General features: G+C 61.4%; 14 protein-coding genes. 11 read left to right on the plus strand and 3 right to left on the minus strand.

The window, feature by feature from the left end; all coding sequences use genetic code 11:
- The first annotated feature begins 29 nt into the window (after window positions 1-29).
- Entirely contained in the window at window positions 30-6773 is a 6744-nt protein-coding gene (locus tag VGD45_RS24705; protein WP_331158041.1) for an amino acid adenylation domain-containing protein, read from the plus strand.
- Here the strand turns inward: VGD45_RS24705 and VGD45_RS24710 are convergent.
- The 3 genes from VGD45_RS24710 to VGD45_RS24720 are packed head-to-tail and all read right to left on the minus strand — an operon-like array spanning window position 6759 to window position 11285.
- Entirely contained in the window at window positions 6759-9236 is a 2478-nt protein-coding gene (locus VGD45_RS24710; RefSeq protein WP_331158042.1) for an FtsX-like permease family protein, read from the minus strand. The two genes, VGD45_RS24705 and VGD45_RS24710, sit on opposite strands and share 15 nt — an antisense overlap.
- 13 nt (window positions 9237-9249) lie before the next feature.
- Window positions 9250-9936, minus strand: coding sequence for an ABC transporter ATP-binding protein (locus VGD45_RS24715; RefSeq protein WP_331158043.1), 687 nt, complete (start codon window positions 9934-9936; stop codon window positions 9250-9252).
- A gap of 17 nt (window positions 9937-9953) precedes the next feature.
- Entirely contained in the window at window positions 9954-11285 is a 1332-nt protein-coding gene (locus VGD45_RS24720) for an efflux RND transporter periplasmic adaptor subunit (RefSeq protein ID WP_331158044.1), read from the minus strand.
- Window positions 11286-11692: 407 nt separating this feature from the next.
- Between VGD45_RS24720 and VGD45_RS24725 the strand changes: the two genes are divergently transcribed.
- The 10 genes from VGD45_RS24725 to VGD45_RS24770 all read left to right on the plus strand — a co-directional run bounded on the left by VGD45_RS24725 (window position 11693) and on the right by VGD45_RS24770 (window position 21914).
- Window positions 11693-12559: an alpha/beta hydrolase gene (locus VGD45_RS24725; RefSeq protein WP_331158045.1), complete on the plus strand. Its 867-nt coding sequence runs from the start codon at window positions 11693-11695 to the stop codon at window positions 12557-12559.
- Complete coding sequence (locus VGD45_RS24730; RefSeq protein ID WP_331158046.1) at window positions 12552-14072, plus strand: amino acid adenylation domain-containing protein; 1521 nt, start codon at window positions 12552-12554, stop codon at window positions 14070-14072. Before VGD45_RS24725 ends, VGD45_RS24730 begins: the two co-directional genes overlap by 8 nt.
- A gap of 49 nt (window positions 14073-14121) precedes the next feature.
- Window positions 14122-14373 carry an acyl carrier protein gene (locus tag VGD45_RS24735; RefSeq protein WP_331158047.1) on the plus strand — a complete coding sequence of 84 codons (252 nt, stop codon included), beginning with the start codon at window positions 14122-14124 and terminating at the stop codon, window positions 14371-14373.
- A gap of 53 nt (window positions 14374-14426) precedes the next feature.
- Window positions 14427-15344 (plus strand): chlorinating enzyme, encoded by a 918-nt coding sequence (locus tag VGD45_RS24740; protein ID WP_331158048.1) that lies wholly within the window; start codon window positions 14427-14429, stop codon window positions 15342-15344.
- Between the two features lie 34 nt (window positions 15345-15378).
- Window positions 15379-16836 carry a tryptophan halogenase family protein gene (locus VGD45_RS24745; protein WP_331158049.1) on the plus strand — a complete coding sequence of 486 codons (1458 nt, stop codon included), beginning with the start codon at window positions 15379-15381 and terminating at the stop codon, window positions 16834-16836.
- A gap of 28 nt (window positions 16837-16864) precedes the next feature.
- The gene (locus tag VGD45_RS24750; protein ID WP_331158050.1) at window positions 16865-17806 is read left to right on the plus strand and encodes a cupin-like domain-containing protein; all 942 of its coding nucleotides are present in this window, start codon (window positions 16865-16867) and stop codon (window positions 17804-17806) included.
- On the plus strand, window positions 17806-19248 hold the full coding sequence (locus tag VGD45_RS24755; protein WP_331158051.1) for a cation:proton antiporter: 1443 nt from the start codon (window positions 17806-17808) through the stop codon (window positions 19246-19248). Before VGD45_RS24750 ends, VGD45_RS24755 begins: the two co-directional genes overlap by 1 nt.
- 288 nt (window positions 19249-19536) lie before the next feature.
- On the plus strand, window positions 19537-19917 hold the full coding sequence (locus tag VGD45_RS24760) for a hypothetical protein (RefSeq protein WP_331158052.1): 381 nt from the start codon (window positions 19537-19539) through the stop codon (window positions 19915-19917).
- A gap of 12 nt (window positions 19918-19929) precedes the next feature.
- The gene (locus tag VGD45_RS24765) at window positions 19930-20871 is read left to right on the plus strand and encodes a histone deacetylase (protein ID WP_331158053.1); all 942 of its coding nucleotides are present in this window, start codon (window positions 19930-19932) and stop codon (window positions 20869-20871) included.
- A gap of 215 nt (window positions 20872-21086) precedes the next feature.
- Window positions 21087-21914 carry an alpha/beta hydrolase gene (locus VGD45_RS24770; RefSeq protein ID WP_331158054.1) on the plus strand — a complete coding sequence of 276 codons (828 nt, stop codon included), beginning with the start codon at window positions 21087-21089 and terminating at the stop codon, window positions 21912-21914.
- Window positions 21915-21937: the final 23 nt, after the last annotated feature.

A 21937-nucleotide genomic window follows, 5' to 3' on the forward strand; every position in this document is an offset into this window, starting at 1 on the left:
TCGATCATTTCAAACAGCTGCTGACCGGGATGACGAACGACGTGCAGGCCCGCATCGGCGAGCTGCCGCTGCTGAGCGAGGCCGAGCGGCATCGTCTGCTCTATGAGATGAATGTGACCGATGCGCCGTATCCCCAGGATCAGTGCGTGCATCAGTTGTTCGAGGCGCAAGTCGAGCGTACGCCGGAGCAGGTGGCGGTGGTGTTCGAAGGCGCCTCGCTACGGTATCGCGAGCTGAACGAGCGAGCGAACCGGCTGGCGCATTATCTGCGGGCCCAAGGGGTGGGTCCGGATTGTTTGGTAGGGATTTGCGTCGAGCGAAGTCTGGAGATGGTGGTGGGCGTGCTCGCGATCCTGAAGGCTGGCGGCGCCTATGTGCCGCTGGATCCGAGCTATCCCAAGGAGCGCCTGGCGTACATGCTGTCGGATGCGGCGCCGACGGTGTTGCTCACGCAGCGCTCATTATTACAAGTGTTATCCGAGGCGAGCGTGGTGCTGTGTCTGGATGCGGCCGAGCAGGAGCTCGACGCCTATCCAGGCACGAATCCCGTGCCGCTCGCGCAGCCACGGCATCTGGCGTATGTGATCTACACCTCCGGCTCCACCGGACAACCCAAGGGCGTGATGGTCGAGCACGCGCAAGTCACTCGGCTGTTTGACGCCACGCGCGAGCAGTTCAAGTTCACTGCGAGCGACGTGTGGCCACTGTTTCATTCAGTGGCCTTCGATTTCTCCGTGTGGGAGATCTGGGGCGCGCTGCTCCATGGCGGGCAGCTGTCGATCGTGCCGCAAGCACTCACGCGCGATCCGGAAGGATTCTGGAAGATGCTGTGCGAACAGGGCGTAACGGTGCTCAATCAGACTCCGGGCGCATTTCGGCAGCTACTGGCGGCACAAGGTTCACGGCCGCATTCGCTGCGTACGGTGATCTTTGGCGGAGAGGCGCTGGACGTGTCGCTGCTGAAGCCGTGGTTCGAGCGAGCGCTCAATGCGGGCACGCGACTGGTGAACATGTATGGCATCACCGAGACGACGGTGCACGTCACGTACAAAGAGATCGAGCCTGCCGAGGCACGGCTCTCCCGAGCAAGTCCGATCGGCCGGCGCATTGCGGATCTACAAGTGTATGTGCTGGATGCGCAGCGCCAGCCTGTGCCGGTGGGCTTGGCCGGTGAGCTGTACGTGGGCGGTGCTGGCGTGGCGCGTGGCTACTGGCGTCGCGCGACGCTCACTGCGGAGCGCTTCATCGACAGCCCGTTCAATCCCGGAGAGCGACTGTACAAGACAGGAGATCTGGCGCGCTACCTGCCGGACGGGAACCTCGAATATCTCGGCCGTAACGACGATCAAGTGAAGATCCGTGGTTTTCGCATCGAGTTGGGTGAGATCGAGGCGGCTCTGCGCGCTCAGCCGCAGGTGCGCGAAGCGGTGGTGTTGGCGCGTGAGGATGCGCCTGGCGACAAGCGTCTGGTTGCGTATGTGACGCGAGCAAAGGAGTCGGCTGCACTCGACGTCGAGCCGCTGCGTGCTGCCCTGGCGGCGAAGTTGCCGGAGTACATGGTGCCGGCATTGTTCGTGGTGCTGGATGAAGTGCCGCTGACATCGAGCGGCAAGATCGACAAGAAGGCTTTGCCGGCGCCGGATGCGAGCTCGCTTGCGATCGAATATGTAGCCCCGCGGACGCAAACGGAAAGCAAACTGATCGAGCTCTGCGCGCAGTTGTTGCAACTGAAGCTGGAAGAGATCAGTACCTCGGCCAATTTCTTTGCACTGGGCGGACACTCGCTGCTGGTCATGCAACTGGTAGCGTTGCTGCGGCAGGCCGGTCTGAAGGCGGACGTGAAGACAATATACGGCGCCGCTAGTTTGCGTGACTTGGCGGCTGCGTTGGACGAGGCAGACTCCGCGGGTCATGGTTCGTTCAGTGCGCCCCTTAATCTGATTCCGCCGGCGTGCGATCGCATCGAGCCGAACATGCTGCCGCTGGTCAGTTTGAGCGAGCAGGAGATCGAGCGGATTGTGGCCACCGTACCTGGCGGTGCCAAGAACGTCCAAGACATCTATCCGCTGGCGCCGCTGCAAGAAGGGCTGCTTTTTTTCCATCTGCTGCATCGACAAAACGACCCTTATGTCGTGCCCACGTTGTTCTGTGTAGAGAACCGCGTCCGGTTCGATGCCCTCAAGGACGCCGTACAACAAGTGATCGATCGTCACGATGTGTTGAGAACGGCGGTGCTGTCGGAGAATGTCTCCACGCCGGTGCAGGTGGTGTACCGGCATGCCGATCTGCCGATCGAGACGCTCGAGCTGGATCCCGCGCGGGATGCGATGAGCCAGATGCAGGCCCGGTTCGATGAACCCCAGGTCATGGATATTTCGCGGGCGCCGATGTTGCGAATCCGTGCAGCCAGGGATCCGCATTCTGAAAAGATCTATGTGCTGTTTCAGATTCATCATCTGATCGAAGACGTGACTTCGGCCAGCATTCTGGAGGCGGAGGTCCGGGCTTGTCTGGCCAGGCAGGCTGACCGGCTGGCAACGCCGGCTCTCTACCGGGAATTCGTGGCGCATGCGCTTCATCAGGCGCGGCACAGCGATGCGCAGACCTTCTTCAGGAAGATGCTTGGAGATGTGACGGAGCCGACCGCGCCGTTCAACTTGTTGGATGTGCATGGGGACGGCACGGATATCGCCGAGGCCCAAAAGTCACTCGATCGCGCTCTGGCGAGGCGCATCAGACAAGTAGCACGGCAACGCAAATGCAGCCCGGCGATCCTGTTTCATACAGCGTGGGCGCTGGTGGTCGCCGCCTGCAGCGGCAGAAGCGATGTGGTGTTCGGCACCGTTCTGTCGGGGCGCTTGCAGGGCGCCAGCGGCGTGCAGCAAATGCTGGGCATGTTCATCAACACATTGCCCTTGCGATTGCGTCTGGAGGGAATGAGTGTCGCGCAGATGGTGGAGCAGGTCGGGCATGCCTTGCGCGATCTGCTCCCTTACGAGCAGGTGCCTCTGTCGCTGGCACAGCAATGCAGCGGGCTGGCTGCGAATGCCTCGTTGTTCAGCGCGCTGTTCAATTATCGACACTCGCAGAGCGCCGCAGGCCGGTCGCTAGTCGATGCCCTCGATGTCATGTCTGGCGCGGAGGAGGCCGGGATCACGCTCATTCATTCTCAGGATAGGAGCAACTATCCGTTCAGTGCCTCGATCGATGACTCGGAACAGGATTTCTCGATTGAAGTGCAAGTCGATCGGAGCATCGATCCGAATCGTGTGATCGGCTATATCGAAACGGCGCTGGCCGGGATCGTCAGGGCGCTGCAAGAGCAGCCCGAAAAGTCGGTTCTGAGTCTGGCGGTGTTGCCGGCCTCGGAACGGCAGCATCTGCTGTATGACTTGAATGCCACCGATGCGCCGTATCCGCAGGATCAGTGCGTGCATCAGTTGTTCGAAGAGCAGGTGGAGCGCACGCCGGAGCACGTAGCGGTGGTGTTCGAGGGCGCCTCGCTGCGGTATCGCGAGCTGAACGAACGAGCGAACCGGCTGGCGCATTATCTGCGAGCCCAAGGGGTCGGCCCGGATTGTTTGGTGGGGATTTGCGTCGAGCGCAGTCTGGAGATGGTGGTGGGCGTGCTCGCGATCCTGAAGGCCGGCGGCGCCTATGTGCCACTGGATCCGAGCTATCCCAAGGAGCGCCTGGCGTACATGCTGTCGGACGCGGCCCCGAAGGTCTTGCTCACGCAGCGCTCATTAATAGGAGTGTTGCCTGAGGCGAGCGTGGTGCTGTGTCTGGATGCTGCCGAACAGGAGCTCGGGGCCTATCCAAGCATGAATCCCGTGCCGCTCGCGCAGCCCCGGCATCTGGCCTATGTGATCTACACCTCTGGCTCCACCGGACAGCCCAAGGGCGTGATGGTCGAGCATGCGCAAGTAGTCAACCACAACACGGCGATCTCGCGAGAACTGTCACTGACTCGGCAAGATCGCGTGCTGCAGTTTGCATCTTTGAGTTTCGACGCCGCAGTGGAAGAGATATTTCCTTCGCTGCAATCCGGCGCAACCCTGTATGTGAGAAACGGCGCCGAGTCCGTCGATGAGTTCTGCCGGGATCTGGTGCGTTGGCGGATCACCGTGCTCAATCTGCCCACTGCCTACTGGCGGGTGTGGGTCGACGCCCTGGATGGAAATCTGCTGGCCACGAGCCAGCTGAGAACGGTGGTCATAGGCGGCGACACTGCGCCGGGCAGCACCTTCAATCGTTGGATCGGCGCAGGTGGCGCCGCCATCGAGTGCTTGAATACCTACGGACCGACGGAGGCCACTGTAAGTGCGACCCTGCATCGGCTACCGAAAGTCGCCTGTGAGGGAAGCCTCCCCATCGGACGACCGATTGCGAACGTACATATTTATATATTGGACGAGCGCGGCGAACCCACGCCGATCGGTGTGAGCGGCGAAATCCACATCGGCGGAGCGGGTGTGGCGCGCGGCTACTTGAATCGCAGCGACTTGACCGCGCGTCGTTTCGTCGAGAACCGATTCAGCCGGAGAGCTGGCGCTCGTATGTACAAAACCGGCGATATGGGGCGCTATCTTGCCGACGGCAGCATCGAGTTCCTGGGACGCAACGACGATCAGGTGAAGGTTCGCGGGTTCCGCATCGAGCTGGGCGAGATCGAGTCAGTGTTGCGTGCGCAGCCGCGGGTACGTGAGGCGGTCGTGTTGGCGCGGGCGGATGTGCCTGGAGAGAAGCGTCTGGTCGCGTATGTGCTGGCTACAAAGGGCTCGGCCGCACCCAGTCCTGAGCAGCTGCGCGCTGCTGTGGCGGTGGCGTTGCCCGAGTACATGGTGCCTGCCGCGTACGTTGTCCTGGATGCTCTACCGCTGACGCCGAACGGCAAGGTGGATCGCAAGGCGCTCCCAGCCGTGGAGGGCGAAGCGTTCGGGCAGCAACACTACGAGCCTCCGGCAGGAGAGCTCGAACAGACTCTGGCGCGGATCTGGAGCGAGCTGCTCGGTGTGCAGCAGGTGGGACGGCGACACAGATTCTTCGAGCTGGGCGGTCACTCGCTGCTGATCGTGCAGCTGCTGTCTCGCCTGCGACAGCAGAATCTCGACATCGAAGTGCGCTCCGTTTTCGATGCACCGGAGTTGCAAGCCATGGCGGGCAAATTGCGCCGAATAACCGCCGACCGCTACATAGATCAAATGATCTCGATTCGCGCCGGTAGTGAACGACGACGCCCGCTATTCATGATTCACGACGTGAGCGGCGAAGCGCTGCCCTACGAGCGTCTTTCCCGTTTTCTGGATGCGGATCTGCCGATCTATGGAATACGAGTGGATCATGACTTCGTCCACGGCGCGGTGACCATTCAGGAGTTGGCGGCCCGCTATGTAGGCTTGATCCGTCGCGTTCAGCCCGAGGGTCCCTATCGCCTGGCCGGCTGGTCTCTGGGCGGCGATCTCGCCTACGAAATGGCATATCAGCTGCTTGGGCGGGATGAACGGGTGGAGTTCGTCGGGTTGATCGATAGCTTTGCCGTCCAGGAGGCGGTCGAGCCGCGAGCGCTCGTCGAGGCCATTGCCGAGTGCCGTTCCCGCGGCTGGCTTGCGCACACGCTTGGGTCTGCAGATATCGAACGGGCTTTGTCATCGAGCTTGAATCTGGCCCAGGCCCTGCAAAGCTACCGTCCGTCAGCCCTGCCGGCTCCCGTACATCTTTTTACAGCGCAACCGGACCCCGAAGCGGATCCGTCGCATGGCTGGAAAACGTTGCTCGGAGCAAACCTCACGACCGAAGTCATCGGTGGCGATCACTTCAGCATCATGCTGGAAGACGCACACCTCGAAACACTCGGAGCCGCTCTTTCGCGGTGTCTGAGTCACATCGAGTCCGATCCGCCGCCGGCGCCCGGATCTTACAAGGCCGCGGTGTCCATTCAGACAGGACGTAGCGGGGCGATCACCGTGTTTTGCGTGCCCGGGGCCGGTGCGAACGTAACATCGTTTCTACCACTGACAGATGCACTTGGCTCCACGTGCAATGTCATTGGCCTGCGGGCGCGCGGGCACGATAGCGGGTCGATTCCGCATACCTCGGTGGAAGCAGCGGCTAAAGCGTACTTGCGCGAGCTGCGCGAGATGAAACTGCGTGGTCCGTGCTATCTGCTCGGTCATTCCTTCGGCGGGTGGATCGCATTCGAAATGGCCAGGCAGTTGTCCGTGGCCGGCGACAGTGTGGCGCCTGTGATATTGGTGGACACCGAGGTCCCGGGTCTGTTCCGGCGAGCCGGCCGGCTCGAAGCCCTGCGCCGATTTGTCGCCGTGGTGGAAATGGATATCGGGCGCAGTCTGCAGCTGCAATTCGAGGAACTTATGTTCCTGGACGAACGAGCGCAGCTCCAACGCCTGCTGCGTCAGTTGACCGCGAGCAAAGTGCTACCCGTCAGAACCACGTTCGAGACACTGAGCAATATCATTCGCGTGTTCGAGTCTCATCTCAACACGGGTTACCTGCCGGCAACGCGCTTTGACGGAGTCATTCTACGGATCAACGCCGAGCGACAATCCGCAGACGACGTGTCATACCGCATCGAAGAGCCTGGCGCCGCCAAAACGTGGTCGGACTACGCCGCTGAGGTCATTACGGTCACCCTCAGCGGCGCCAATCACATGTCTATTTTGAAAGCGCCGCACGTGGGCGGCGTGGCGGCCGAGATCGAAGCTGTGTGGCCAGCTTCGATCGACCGTCATGCGTCGCTAGTTCCGGAGTAGCGCAACCGCCGGCTTCAGCGTCATCGCAATCCACGCCTGTCGCGCGCCGGCGAGTGCGGCGATCGCCAACGCGGCCAACGGTGCGAGCGCCAAGGCCCAAAGGGCCAGCGGCGACCATTCCGTATAAGCCGCCAGATAGCGTGTGATCGCGAGCGCGGCCAGCGGCAGGCCGATGACCACCGACCAGAGGATGACGGCGCCGATCTCTTTGGCAACCAGCTTGGCGATCTGGCGGCGGCGGGTGCCGAACAGCTTGCGTAACGCGATTTCCTTGGTGCGACGTTGCACGGCATCGGCCGCGAGCACATAAACGCCGAAGGCCGCGATCACCATCGTGATGGCTGTCGAGAGCCCCAGCAGCTTGGCGAGACGGGCATCGTCCGCGTAGTTCGCGGCGTAGATCTCTCTGGCCGGCTTTATTTCCAGAACCGAGTTGGGGAAGTATTGGGGCCAGACTTCCCGGGCCGCGCGCTCCGCATCGGCAATCGAGCCGCGCGCACGGATCGTCAATGTTCCGTCCCATCCGGCGCCGCTTCCCGACAATTCATACGCTACGGCGCCCGGTTTCTCGCGCAGCGAATAAAAGCGAACTTCGGGCGCGATGCCTACGATACGTTTGGTGATGACCACGGGCTCTTCTTCGACCACAGTCTTGAACAGCAGCGGCTGATCGAGCGCCTCTTCCGGAGAAGAGAAGCCGAGTTGGCGCGCGGCGAGCGCGTTCAGCACGATGGGAGCCGCGTCCGCTTCCTTGTCGATAGCCGGGTCGAACAATCGGCCCGCCGTCGGTCTGATGCCGTATTCTTCGAAGAAGCTGGCGCTGACCGATTTTACGTCGATGGTGACGGCTTCCCGACCTTCGCGCTGGATCTCGGTGCTCCACAACTCCTGAGACCGCCCCACCGGATCGTTCGACACCGCGATGCCAGCGACTTCGGGTCGCTGCGAGAGCGCTGCCATGAGGCCACGCGCTTTTTCATCTCGCGCCGAGACTCCCTTGGGCAGGTCGAAGACCGCCAACGATGACGGATCGAAGCCGGGCGACGCATTGGTGGCGAAGCGGGCTTGCCAGGAGATCGCCAGCGTGAAACTGGCGAGCCCGATCGCGGCGGACACTTGCAACACCGACAATACCTGGCGCAGGCGTTTGCTACGCAGAGTTTCGGTATCGGGCCGTCCCATCAGCATCAGCGAGGGCCGCACGCCGAAGGCGATCCATGCAGGGTAGAGCGCGGTCGTCAGACCGAGGATCAAGCCGAGCCCCAGGGCGGTGCCAAGATTTGCGACCGACAGCATGCTGCCCAGATTGCGGTTCATCAGTTCCGCGAAGACCGGCAGGCAAATCCAGGCCAGCACGAATCCCGTCGCGGTCGCCAACATGGAAACGAGCAACGATTCGGCGCTGAACTGCAGCGCCAGGCGCTTATTGCTTGCTCCGAGCACTTTACGCATCGCGACCTCGCGTTGGCGGCGAACCACTCGAATGGTCGTGAGGTTGATATAGTTGACCGCGGCGAGCGCAAGGATGAGCACGGCGATTGCGACGAGGCCGGCGACGACGGTGGAGTCGCCGCGATCGACCGGCAGAGACAGGAAATTGGTCGCTACTTCGTTATCGAAGTAAGCGTCACGCAGCGGAGACAACTTGATATCGCTGATGGACCGATTGCCGAGTCGTTCCTTTTGCTCCGGAGCAATCGATTGCGCGTGTGGTGACTGGTCGAAGGCTTGTTGTAAGACGGCCTCGACGGCAGCCAACGAGGCGCCGGGTTGCAAGCGGACCAGCAAATAGCCGGGCCATTGAGACTGCCCGAGCAACTCATCGCGCATCTCCTGCGGCACTAGCGCGAGGTGCGGACCGCTCAGAGTCTCGAACGGAATGGTTGTATTGTGCGGCGGATTGGCCAGGATCGCGGCGATCCGCGCGGTGCTGCGGTTCTCGTCCACCGCGCTCAAGCGCAACAGCATCGTCTTGCCCAGCACGTCGGAAGTGCCGAACAGACGTATCGCGGTGCTCTCCGTGATCGCGATGGTATCCGGCCGCGACAGCGCTTCGTTCAGGTCGCCTGCGATCGCCTGCAGTCCCATGAGTTCGGCAAAGCCGGGCAACGCCGTCAGGCTGCCGAGCTTGCGCAGCTGGCCGTCCACCTCGACCGTGAGTGGAAACCAGCCGACATAACCGCTTGCGTTGCTCACGCCTGGAGCGGTCTTGGCAGCCGTGAGCAACAACAGCGGAGCTTGATCGTACCAAGGCGCGCCGAGCTCGAGATTATCCCGCTGCTTGACGATATAGACGTTGTCGACGTCCGGCACATGCGAGTTGTACTGCCAGCAGTAGCGCGCATAACTCAGTAACAGCAGGCAGACGCCCAACCCGACGCCCAGTCCCAGGATCGAGACCAGCGAGTACACCGGGTCCTTGGCGAGAATGCGCAGACCGACGCGGAAGTCTTGAAGTTTCATGGCAGCTCCGGTGTCAGATAGCCGCCGTGGCTGTGGCCACCTCTGCGATCGCTCCATCGAGCAGACCGACCGTGCGCGAAGCGCGCGCCGCGTGTGTCGGTGAATGCGTGACCATCACGATGGTCGTGCCTTCCTCGTTGATCTGCTGAAGAATGCGCATGACCTCTTCGCCATGGGCGGTATCGAGATTGCCGGTCGGTTCGTCGGCCAGCAGCACGGCCGGCTTGTAAACCAGCGCGCGAGCGATGGCCACGCGTTGCTGTTGTCCGCCTGAGAGCTGCGAAGGACGATGCTTGGCGCGATGGGCGATCCCAAGTTTGTCGAGCATGTGCGCGGCGCGCTCGCGGCGCTCTTTCGCCGGCACATCGGAGTATTCCAGGGCCAGCTCGACGTTCTCATCGACGCTCAGCTCTTCGATAAGATTGAAACTCTGGAAGATGAAGCCGATTCGCCCCCGCCGCAGTTCGCTCAGCTTCGCTTCGCTCCAGCCAGCGACGTTCTTGCCTTCGAACCAATACTCGCCGCCGTCGGGCACGTCGAGCATGCCGAGAATCGACAGCAAGGTCGACTTGCCGCAACCCGACGGTCCGGTCACGGCCACGTACTCGCCGGCTTCGATCTGCAGGTTGATGTTGTTCAGCGCCGTCGTGACGACTTCTCCACCGGTGAATTTCTTGGTGGTATTGAGCAGCTTGATCAAGGTTCCTCCATGGATCTTTATTGGGCTATCTGCAAGCGGTCGGCATCGCCGAACGCAGCATATGTCGAGACGATCACCCGCTCGCCGGCCGCCAGGTCGGAAATCACTTCGACCTGGCTGGTGTTGCGACGGCCGATACGAATCTTTCGACGTTCGGCCGAGCCTCCATCCTCAGTCAGCACGAATGCCCAGGCGCCGCCGGTGTCGGCCAGGAACGCGTCGTTGGGCAGGATCAGCGCCGGTCTGGCGCTGCCCAGGGTAATGCGCAGTTCCGCGCTCTGGCCGGGACTCATTTCCGCTGGCGCGTCGCCGGTGAACAGCAATTCAGCCGAGAACCGGCCATCCTTGATCTGGGGGAACACGCGGCTGACCGCCACCGGATACTGGCGAGCGTTGACGTTCACCAAGCCTTCTTTGCCGGGCAGCACGCTGCCCAGGAAAAATTCGTCGATCTGCGCCGTCAGCTTGAACTGGCTGGGATCGTCGATGCGGCCGACGCGTTGCTCCGCTTTGACGATTTCGCCCAACTGCAACCGAAAGTCAGTGAGCCGGCCCGCGATCGGCGCGCGCACCGCCAGCGCGTCGATCGACTCGTTGACGACCTTCAGGCCGGCATCCAGTTGCTGGATGGCTTGCTCCATTTGCCTCACGCCGTCCTGCTTGATGCGCAGCTCGATCGCGGCGCGTCTTTTTTCATCAGCAAGCGCTCGCCGCTGCTGCTCGACGCGATCGCGAATGTCTTCGAAGTCGGCCACGGAGATCACACCGGTTTCCACCAACGAGGTGCTCCGTGTGTATTGCCGCTCGGCCTGAGCAAGCGCGAAATCGAGCTCGAGCAGACGGCGCTGATGCTCGGTCTGGCTGGTTTCGACCAGCACGCGCAGCTCGGACAGATTGGAAATCTGTTGGGCACGATCCGCTTCACGCGCCACCAGGTCCAGACGCCGCTGTGGATTCGAGAGGCGGAACAGCAGCGCGCCTTTTGCGACCTGCGCGCCGTCGTTGACCAGGATTTCTTCGACGCGGCCGGATTCGAGCACGTCGAGCATGATCGTATGCAACGGCTCCGCCCGGGCGCGCACCACGACGTCGTTGTGAAACATTCCTTGTTGGACCGTTGCAATCCGGAGATCGCTTCGAGCAACCCGCAGGCCGTGCGGTAATAGCTGATAGATGACGGCGAGACCGGCCAAGAGCAACAGGGCGCCGGCCCCCCAGACAGGATAATTCGGACGCCGCTTCGGCAACGGCTGGTCCATGGCCGCGCCAGTCACTCGGGCCCCGAGCGGCTCGCTCTGCTGGGTTTCGACGACCTTAAGCGCCATCGGCAGACCTTGCGGGCGCAGCATGTTTCGATCGTGCCGATGGCCGGGGTGACCCCGGTGGCCCGAGCGTGCAAATGACGGCGAAGATAGCCTCGCCTCCCTGTCCGTGTAGCGTTGTCACCTTATCCCTAACTACTTCGCCAGACGGCAATCGGGTTGCCGGCTGGCTCGTCCGCCACGATGGTCGCGACCACCGCGGGTGTGCCTCGCCTTGGGTGAAGGCTAACCGATTCCAGCCCGGTGCGCATCTAGGTCTGACGCACACGATTCGCCCGCCTGCAGCCACTGTTGTCATGTCTATCCCGGCGGCCGGCAATTCCTGCGCGGACCGGTCCGCCGACGGTTGCACGTGACGGAAAAAATGTGTAGAAACTTCGGCCTGGTCTGACATTCAGGATGTTGTTCCGGTCGTTGCCTAGCAGGGAAGCACTATGCGGGAGCGAACAGCGCTGAGCCATGACGGCTGCACGCTGCGATATGGCTACTGCGATCAGGCGCCAGGTAAGCCCTGGATCGCGCTCATCATTCCATTCGGTCTCAACGTCGACGTCGCGCGCGCGTTCTTCGACTTCTTCGCTGCCGACTACAACATCCTCACGTGGGAGGCTCGGCTCATCCTCGAGCCGCCGGAACGGACCATCGCCGCCGGCGAGTTGACGATCGGAAATCACGTTGCGGATCTGTTTGCAGTGCTGGATGCCTGCAACGTCGAGCGAGCCACGCTCGTCGGATATTGCTCCGGTGCTGGTATCGCGCTCGCGGCGCTGGAGGCGAGCCCGCAGCGGTTCGACGATCTGGTGCTGGTGAACGGCGAATACACGCTCCTCAAAGAGCCATCGTGCGTCACCCAGTTCGGCAGCGACATCGATACCATCCTCACGTTGGCCTCGCGGGATCTCAAGACCGCGCAGCTGATCCTCGATCGGATGCGGTCCATTCTCGAAGAAATGTCGAGCGGCAAGCGCTCCTCTAACGGTCGCGCGCCGCCGAGCGGGATCCATGTGCCGTTCTCGAAACCACATTATTTCCATCGTTACGCGCTCAACTATCTCTCGTATCGCGCGACGGACTTCCTGACGCTCGCGAGCGCCGTGCGCCGTCGGACATTGTTGATCTCCGGCGAGTCCGATATGCAGACCAATGTCACCAGCTCACGGAAGATCCAACGTTGCATTGCTGGCTCGAAGCTGCGGGTGGAGCCGAATGGCGATCATTACGAGCTGCTGCGACACGGCTCGTCCACGCTCGCTCAGGTGCGCAGTTTCCTGTCCGCCTCGGAGGGTGGTCATCGTGCATAGCCCCGGCACGAGCCCGGTCATCCATCTTGCATTCGATGAGCAGACGAGTCGCAGCGCGCAGCGCACCGCCCTGAAATACGAGAATCGATCGCTGACATATGCTCAGCTCAACAAGCGGGCCAACCATCTCGCGGCGCACTTGCAGTCGCATGCAGCCGTAAAGCGCGGCGATATCGTCGCCGTGAAAATAGCGCGGTGTCCGGAACAGATCGTCGCGCTGCTTGCGATTCTGAAATGCGGCGCAGCTTACCTGCCTCTCGATGAGAATGACCCGGTTGCGCGAGCTCAGCACTGCCTCGAGGAAGCCGGTGTCCGGGTGATCCTGGCGGATCGGCTCGATGACTCGCGTGTGCGCGGCGATCGTCTCTGTATCACGTTGGAGCAGCGTACGCTGTTCGAGGAGGAGCGAGAATTCGCGCCGATGGTCCCGGTGAGCGGCGAGGATCCCTGTTACGTGATGTTCACGTCCGGATCGACGGGTGCGCCGAAAGGAGTGGTCGTTCCCCATCGCGCTGTCATCCGGCTCGTGCAGGGAACGAACTACATCGCCATCGCGGAGTCCGACCGGATTCTGCAGTTCGCGCCGATCTCATTCGACGCTTCGACCTTCGAGATATGGGGCGCGCTGCTCAACGGCGCGGGGCTCGTGCTGTATCCGGGCGCGACGCTCGATCCCAATCTGCTGGTGCGCCAGATCCGCGAGCACGAAGTCACGATTCTGTGGCTCACGGCAGCGCTGTTTCATCTCATCGCAACCCGCTACACGGTGGCGCTACGAACCGTGAAAGTCGTGCTGGCCGGTGGCGATGTGCTGCAGCCGAAGCTGGTCAACAAGGTGCTCGACGAAGTGCCCGGCATCACGCTGATCAACGGTTACGGCCCGACGGAGAACACCACGTTCACCTGTTGTCACCGAATGACTGTGGCGAACCGGCCCACTGGTTGCGTGCCTATCGGTAAGGCGATCACCGGCACCTGTCTGCACGTGCTCGACAGCGCACGGCGGCCAGTGGCGAATGGCGAAAGCGGCGAGTTGTTCGTCTCAGGCGCGGGAGTTGCGCTCGGCTATCTGAACGACGACGGTCATGATGGCGGCGCCTTCTTCGCCGATGCGGGGATTGCCAGCGGACTGATTTACCGGACCGGCGACCTGGTGCGGGTCAACGAGGCCGGTGAGCTCGAATTCGAGGGACGCGTGGACAATCAGGTGAAGGTCCGCGGGTTTCGGGTTTCGTTGGAGGAGATCCAAGCCAACATCCTGAAGCTTCCCCAGATCGCCGACGCCGTCGTAGTGCTGCAAAAGTTCGACAGCGGCGATCAGCAACTCGTGGCTTATCTGCAGCTCACGGCGCCGCAGTCGATCAGCGTGGCTGAGATCAGGCAGGCGCTCGCCACGGACCTGCCGAGATACATGATTCCCGACCGGATCCATCTCGACGTCGAGCTGCCGATCAATCGCAACGGCAAGCTCGATCGTGCGCGGATCGGGTCGGCCGCCGCCCCGGCCGGATGAGCTGGCGGCGATGAGTGCAAACGACGGAAGAATGTAACAGGAGTTGGCTATGACGCAGACGAGTATTCGCAAGCTGATCGTCGAGCTGTTCAATCAAAGGCCGATGCTGAAGGACATCGATGCCGATCAGGACTTTTTCGAAGTCGGGGCCTCGTCCTTGACCATCGTGGATCTGCAAATCCAGATCGAAGAGGCGCTCAACGTGTCGGTGCCCACATCCGAGCTGATGCGCCAGCCGACGCTTGCGGGCTGGACAGCAGCCTACGCGCAGGCGGCGGCGCGCATGCCAGAGCCCGCGTGAGCCTGGCGTTGCCGGCGCCGGACAGAATGGATTCGAACGACACAGAGGAATGTATGAACAAGAAGTTTGGGATGACTCCGGAACAGATGGACGCGTTTCGTCGCAACGGCTTCGCGGGCCCCTTCGACTTGTACGATGCCGATGAGATCGCCCAGAAGTACAAGCGGATCCGCGCCGACATCTTCGATCGTTCGCACGCGGCTTACGAGCTCGACCACAAGAGCCTGATCGCCGGTTACGACCGGCATCTGGACATCGACGATCTGAGCGAGCACATCATGCGAGCGGAGATCGTCGACCGCGTCAGCGACGTGCTCGGCCCGGACGTCGTCTGCTGGCGCAGCGAGATGTTCCCAAAATATCCGGGCGACGAGGGCACGGACTGGCACCAGGCCGACACCTTCGCGCATGCTTCCGGCAAGCCGCAGATCGTCTGGCCGCAGAACAAGACTTTTGGCGGCGCCCTGACGGTGTGGACCGCGATCACCCCGGCCACCGAGGCCAACGGCTGCATGCGGTTCATGCCCGGCACTCACGAGGAAATGTTCTACGACGAGTCCAAGGGCATGAAGTACAGCCCGGAACAGGTCAACAAGCTGGAGAAGGACGGCATCAAGCGGGGCTTCTTCGGCTACGACTATCGCAATCTGCAAAAGGATCCGGATTTCAAGCCCGACGAGTCCAAAGCCGTCTCCATGGTGATGAAGGCCGGGCAGTTCGTGATGTTCTGGTCGACCTGCATGCATTCGTCGTTCCCGAACTCCACGACCAATCAGACACGCCTGGGTTTCACGGCCCGCTATGTTCCTTCCTCAGTGGACGTCTATCCGGACTGCGATGCGGTCGAGGAGTACGGCAGCACCATTTCGCTCGACAAATTCGGGGTCGTGCTGGTGCGAGGACAGAACTTGAACCCCCGCAATCGGATCGTCACGAAGAATCTCCACGGACGGCCATTCGTCGCGCAGTAACCCAGGGCACACTCGCGGCAGGCGGAGGACACGCATGAGAAGGATTGCTCGCGTACTCATAGTGGGCGGAGGCTCCTCGGGCTGGATGACGGCAGCCTATCTGCAGCAGCAGTTAGGCACGGAGGTGCAGATCACGTTGATCGAAGCTTCGGACATCCCAATCATCGGTGTCGGCGAGTCCACCAACGCGGTGATGTTCCACTTCGCTCGGGCGCTCGGGCTCGATGAAAAATCGCTGCTGCGCGCGAGCAACGGCGCCTTCAAGGTGGGCATCCGGTTCTGCAACTTCAATCGTCAGGGCGGCGTCTTCTATCATCCGTTCGGGCTGCCCAGCGGCGACGGGATGTTCAAGCCACATGCCGAGCGGTTGCACGCGCCTTTTCAATTTGCCGAGCGGGGCAACGAGTTCGTGCGCAAAGCAGGGCATGCCTATCAGCTCGACGCCGGCCTGTTCGGCGAATATCTGAAAATCCGTTCGCGTCACAAAGGGGTGCGTCACGTCGTGGATCGCATCGAGCGCGTGGAACGTGACGAGTCGGGGCAGATCGCGCGGCTGCACACTGTTGGCTCCGGCCCGCTCGAAGCGGACCTTTACGTCGATTGCTCGGGCTTCGGCTCGCTGCTGCTGGACAAGGCATTGCAGGAGCCATTCATTTCGGTGAACCACCAGTTGCTCAACGATCGCGCAATTGCCGCGCGTGTGCAGTACGTCGACAAGGATCGTGAGTTGCGCACGGTCACCAATTGCGTCGGAGTTTCCTCGGGCTGGGTGTGGGAGATCCCGCTGTGGAGTCGTATCGGAACCGGCTACGTCTACTCCAGCGCTTATCTGAGCCAAACCGATGCCGAAGCCGAATTCCGAACGTATCTCGGCGAGCAGCGGGTCAAGGATGTCGAGTTCAACCACATCAGAATACGCGCGGGCAGGCATGAGCGCGCCTGGGTTGGCAACTGCGTGGCGATCGGCATCTCGTACGGATTTCTCGAGCCGCTCGAGTCGACCGGGCTGTCGTTGACGCAGCTGATGATATTCGACCTGGCTGCCGCGCTCGCCGCGGATGGCAGCAGCGTTGCCCGCAGCACCTTCAATCGCCGGCAGGCAGAGCTGTTCGATACCACCAAGGACTTCATACTGGCGCACTATGTGCTCACCAGCCGTGACGACACGCCGTACTGGCGTCACATCAAATATGACTGCCCCATCCCCGACAGCCTCAATGACATTCTGATGGAAGCGCGGCAAAAACGTTACGCGCTGATCGAGGGGCAGGTGAACAAGTTCTATGCGGCGCTCAACTGGAACTTGATCCTCTCGGGAATGGGGTGGTTCGACGGCGCCGAGCCGCCGAAGGCGCCGATGCCGCCTGCCGCCGCGGCGCTCCACGCCACCTTCCTGAAGGAACACATCTACGATGGCGACTACCAGGAGCCTCAGAGCGTTGGTCACCGCGGCCCGGTGACTTTGCCCAGTTGGGCTCCGACCTGGATGTAGACGATTCGGCCGGCCAACGGATGCGAGAATGACCGAGAGCATCATCAAAGTGATCGATCTCGTGCCTGGCAAGCGAGCGCCGTTGACCACTGTGCAAGCAAACTCGCTTGGCGAGGAAGCGTTCTGGAGCGAGTTCGTCTGCAAACACATTCCGGTGGTGGTGAAGGGCGCGGCTGCCGGCTGGTGGGCGCTGGAGCGTTGGCAGCGTGCCGGCTATCTCGAGAATCTATGCGCGGACGAGATCGTCGACATGTGGAGCACATTCAATCCGGCGCCAGTGCTCGACAATGCGACGGCCAGACTGCAGAAACTCGTGGACGGCATCGAGACGATGCGCAATGCACCGGACGATGCAACGTACTCGATTCCCGCCATGCCGGTGCCAGAACGATGGCAACCCGATCTCGGCGGATATTCTTTCTTCGGTAAAACTCACGAGCGCGCACCGCTCTGGTATCCCGGTAAGCGGCTATTCGTCTACAAGAATGCCTCCACCGAGTGGCACTACCATCCCCTCGATGAAACCATCACCACGCAGCTGGTGGGCTCGAAGCGCTTCTCGCTGTTCCGGCTCACCGCTGAGAACTGGCAGGCGTTCGTTCCCCTCATAGAGGCGAACTGGCATCATCTGTCGTGCAGAGGACATTTTTTCCCCAAGGAAGCGAGCATCGTCAAATACGAGGGGGTGCTCGAACCGGGGGACGCTGTCTATATCCCGCCGTTCTGGTGGCATGGCACCGATCCGGCCGATACCGACGTGGGTGTCACGTTGGCGCATTGCTTTCGGTCGCCCGTCAGGCGCTTCGGCGCCTGGGGGGAGCCTGCCACTCAGCAACTCATCAGTGTGGTCGCCAGATCTCACAAGATGTGGCTGCTGCCGCTACTGACACTGGTCGCTGTCAGCTCGCTTGGCCGGCAGCTCCATCGGGAAAAGTGGTGGCCCATGTCGCCTGGTGCGCGGATCCAATGATGAAACCATTACGACAGGCAGGCCTGTACCTTGTAACGCTGGTCGTCGCCATCGGCGCGATAGCGGCCGTCCTGCAGTTCGGCAAGTCGTTGCCCGCGCCCATCGATTCTTCATTGCACCAGCCCGCTGTCCCGGCAGGGACGTCCGCCCTCGCGGCGATGCTGCAGAACCTTGAAGGGAATCTCGATCATCCGCTCAGCCACCTGTTCATCCAGTTGCTGGTCGTGGTCGCGGCAGGTCGCCTGATCGGAAAGCTGTTCGTCAGCATGGGCTTGCCGGCGGTCGTCGGCGAGATGTCTGCCGGCATTCTGCTCGGTCCCTCCTTGTTCGGTTTGCTTGCGCCAGCGGCATTCAACTTCGTTTTTCCGACAGAATCGCTCGATACCTTGCGATTGTTGAGTCAGGTCGGCATCTGCCTGTTCATGTTCACGGTCGGCATGGAATTGAACGTGGGGCAGGTGCGCGACAAGGCGGCGACGGCGGTCGCGGTCAGCCACGCGAGCATCGTGTTTCCATTCTTGCTCGGCATACTGCTGGCATATTTTCTGTTCACGGAGATGGCGGGGCCGCGGGCCAGCTTCGTCAGCTTCGCGTTATTCATCGGCATCTCGATGAGTATCACGGCGTTTCCAGTGCTCGCACGCATCCTTCGAGAACGGAACATCTCGCGTACGGCGCTCGGCAGCATCGCAATCACCTGCGCGGCAGTGGACGACGTGACCGCGTGGAGCATTCTGGCGTTCGTGGTCGCTGTCGCCAACGCCACCAGTGTGCTTGCGTCGGGCGTGACATTGATTCTGGCCCTGGCATTTATTGCGATCATGTTACTCGGGGTGCGTCGCGCTTTGCCCGTGTGGATCGGCGTCGAGCAGTTGCATCGCGAAGAACCTTCGAGCGGCACGCTTGGGATCGTCGTCTGCGTCCTCATCGCGGCTGCCTTGTTCACGGAGATCATTGGCATTCATGCACTGTTCGGCGCATTCCTGGCCGGCACCGTGATGCCCGACGGCGGCGAGTTCCGCCGTCGCGTCACCACATTGCTAGAAAAATTCAGCTCGGTGCTGCTCCTGCCGCTGTTCTTCGCATTCACGGGGTTGCGCACGGAAATCCATCTGCTCGGCGGTGTCGAAGACTGGCTCGTGTGCCTGGCCATCGTCGGGATTGCGACGTTGGGAAAATTGGGCGGCAGCGCCGTCGCCGCGCGTGTCGCGGGGATGAATTGGCGGGAGTCGCTGCAACTCGGTGTGTTGATGAACACGCGCGGACTGATGGAATTGATCGCGCTGAATATCGGCTACGACCTCGGCATTCTCTCGCCGCGTATTTTCACGATGCTCGTGATCATGGCGGTGCTCACCACGCTGATGACGGGGCCGCTGCTCACATTGCTCCGGGCGCGCGAGCCGTCCTTGGAGCGCGATCACCAAGCCTCGCGCGCCTGAGGCTGCTATCACCTCGTGCGCCGTTCGGCAAGCCGGGCAGCATCGAAAGAGTGCGAAGCGGTCGAGATTATTACAAGACGGCGATCCGTATAGTGCGTCACAACCGATGAGTCCGCCCAGAATCCGGCCCGACCGGGCGATGGCGCGGTCGAATTCGTACCTAGCACGGCAATAAGACGTGCCGTAACAAGGATTTGAGCAAGGGAGCCCGTTGTGCTAAAAGTTCATGTTTGGCCCGCTGTTCCAGGTTACGTGGGGCATGCCTCACTGTCGTTCGGAACGAACTACGTGAGTTTCTGGCCTCAGAACGCCGCCGGAAAAAAAGACCTGAAGATCAAACGAAGTCACCCTGGCGCATTTGTCAATGCTCTACAGGAAGACATTCGCAACGAGGGTAATCGTCAGCCGATCACGATCACCATCACCAACTACGATGCCGTGCGACTCGCGGAGTTCATCGTTACTCTTCAGCAAAGCATGCCCCGCTATCAATTGGCGAGATACAATTGCTCCCATGTGGTCGCCGAATGTCTCAAGGTGGCGTGTGAAAAGAAACCCAGTTTCTATCCATCCGGGCGTCCGTATGGCGGCATGCTCGGCCGGGTTATCGGCCTCGGCATCTGGACACCCCGTGAAATCTTGAAATATGCCGAAGAGCTGGCTACTTAGCCCGCAGGTAGCATGAAAGTCGTCTACAGCGACCGTTTCAACATAGATTTGGGATTGTTGAACTATCTCCATCCTTTCGATGGGACCAAGTTCAGGACGGTCCACGATGGATTGCGGTCGAACCGACAGGTGGAGTTCGTCGCGCCCTCCGCGGCCGCAAGCATGGAAATCATCGACGATTTCCTTTCCGAGATCATGCGCCTCAAGGTGCGGAACAAGGTGTTCATCTACAGAGCACTGGAAGTTCCCAGCATTCCGTTCGTGGGATTCTCTTTTCTGGACCGGAAGATTCTCACCCCCATGCGCTGGGGTGTGGCCGGGACGATTCTCGGAGCCACGAGCGCGCTGAAGGAAGGTGGGCTCTATTGGAATCTGGCGGGGGGATACCATCACGCCGCACAACAAAGCATGGAAGGCTTTTGCATCTACAACGATATTGGAATTTGTCACCGGCAGCTGGTCAAGAATGGGTTGCTCGCGCCTGACGACAAGATTCTGATCATCGATACGGACGCGCATCACGGTAACGGCAACGCGTATACGTTCATGGAGAACGAGAACGTCACGATTCTGGACGTTTACAACGCCAGCATCTACCCGACGTCGGGTTACACGCGCGATCGGGTGAACATACCGGTTCCCCTGAAGCCGGGCACGGATGGCCCGACTTATCTGAAACGGTACGCAGAGGCTCTCGATCGGCTCAAAGACGATTTCCGTCTGGCCTTCGTCGTTGCCGGAACGGACGTGCTGTTGAGCGACAAGCTCGGCGGCTTGTGCTTGAGCATCGACGAGGTTGCCGAGCGCGAGCGACGTACTGTCGAAGCCATCGAGCGACGGTCCATCCCGGCGGTGGTGCTTGGCGGGGGCGGGTATTCGAAGGACAGCGCCAAAAGCATCATACGCGCGATTTCGGCGTGTACGGAGCGAGAGATTTCACGTCTCGGCGCATAGTCGCTTACTGTCGCCCAAGAGAACTTTGCCGGCTCGCTAACGCCGACGCGCTGGTCGCCCACCAGCTCGACGACTAGATCGCCAACGCATCTCCGCCATCGCCGTCCGCATGGCCTCGGCAGCACGCACATCCAATTGTCAGCGTGCGTCGCTACGCATACTTCGTTGCAGTCGATCGGCTTCACGATCCCACAACACTGCAACGAGAGCGTCACATGGACAAGATCACCACCAGAGACGGCGTAGAGATTTACTACAAGGACTGGGGCAGCGGGCAGCCCATCGTGTTCCATCACGGGTGGCCTTTGTCCGCCGACGATTGGGATGCGCAGATGATCTATTTCCTGTCGCAAGGCTATCGGGTGATCGCGCATGACCGCCGCGGCCATGGTCGTTCTTCTCAGACACACTCCGGCAATGACATGGACACGTACGCCGCCGACGTGGCCGAGCTCGCCGCGCACCTGGATCTGCGCGATGCGATCCACGTGGGACATTCGACCGGTGGCGGCGAAGTTGCGCGCTACGTTGCCAGACACGGCAAGGGACGAGTGGCCAAGGCGGTGCTGATCGGCGCCGTACCGCCGGTCATGGTGAAATCAGCGACAAACCCGGGTGGCCTGCCCATCGAGGTGTTCGACGGCTTCCGCGCCGGTCTCGCCGCGAATCGCGCGCAGTTGTATCGGGACGTCGCGTCCGGCCCGTTCTATGGCTTCAACCGTCCGAACGCCAAGGTGTCCCAGGGTGTCATCGATAACTGGTGGCGCCAGGGAATGATGGGCGGCGCGAAAGCGCACTACGACTGCATCAAAGCTTTCTCGGAAACCGACTTCACCGAGGATCTGCAATCGATCGCCGTTCCGGTGCTGATCATGCACGGCGACGACGATCAGATCGTGCCGATCGAAAACTCGGCCATGCGGGCGGCGAAACTCGTCAAGAACGGCACGCTGAAAGTGTATCCGGGGCTGCCGCATGGGATGTGCACGACTAACCCCGAAGTCATCAATCGCGACCTGCTCGCGTTTATCAAATCCAACTGAACATGCCAGTCCACCGCGCAGTG

Source organism: Steroidobacter sp. (genome assembly GCF_036402275.1).
Lineage (GTDB): Bacteria > Pseudomonadota > Gammaproteobacteria > Steroidobacterales > Steroidobacteraceae > Steroidobacter.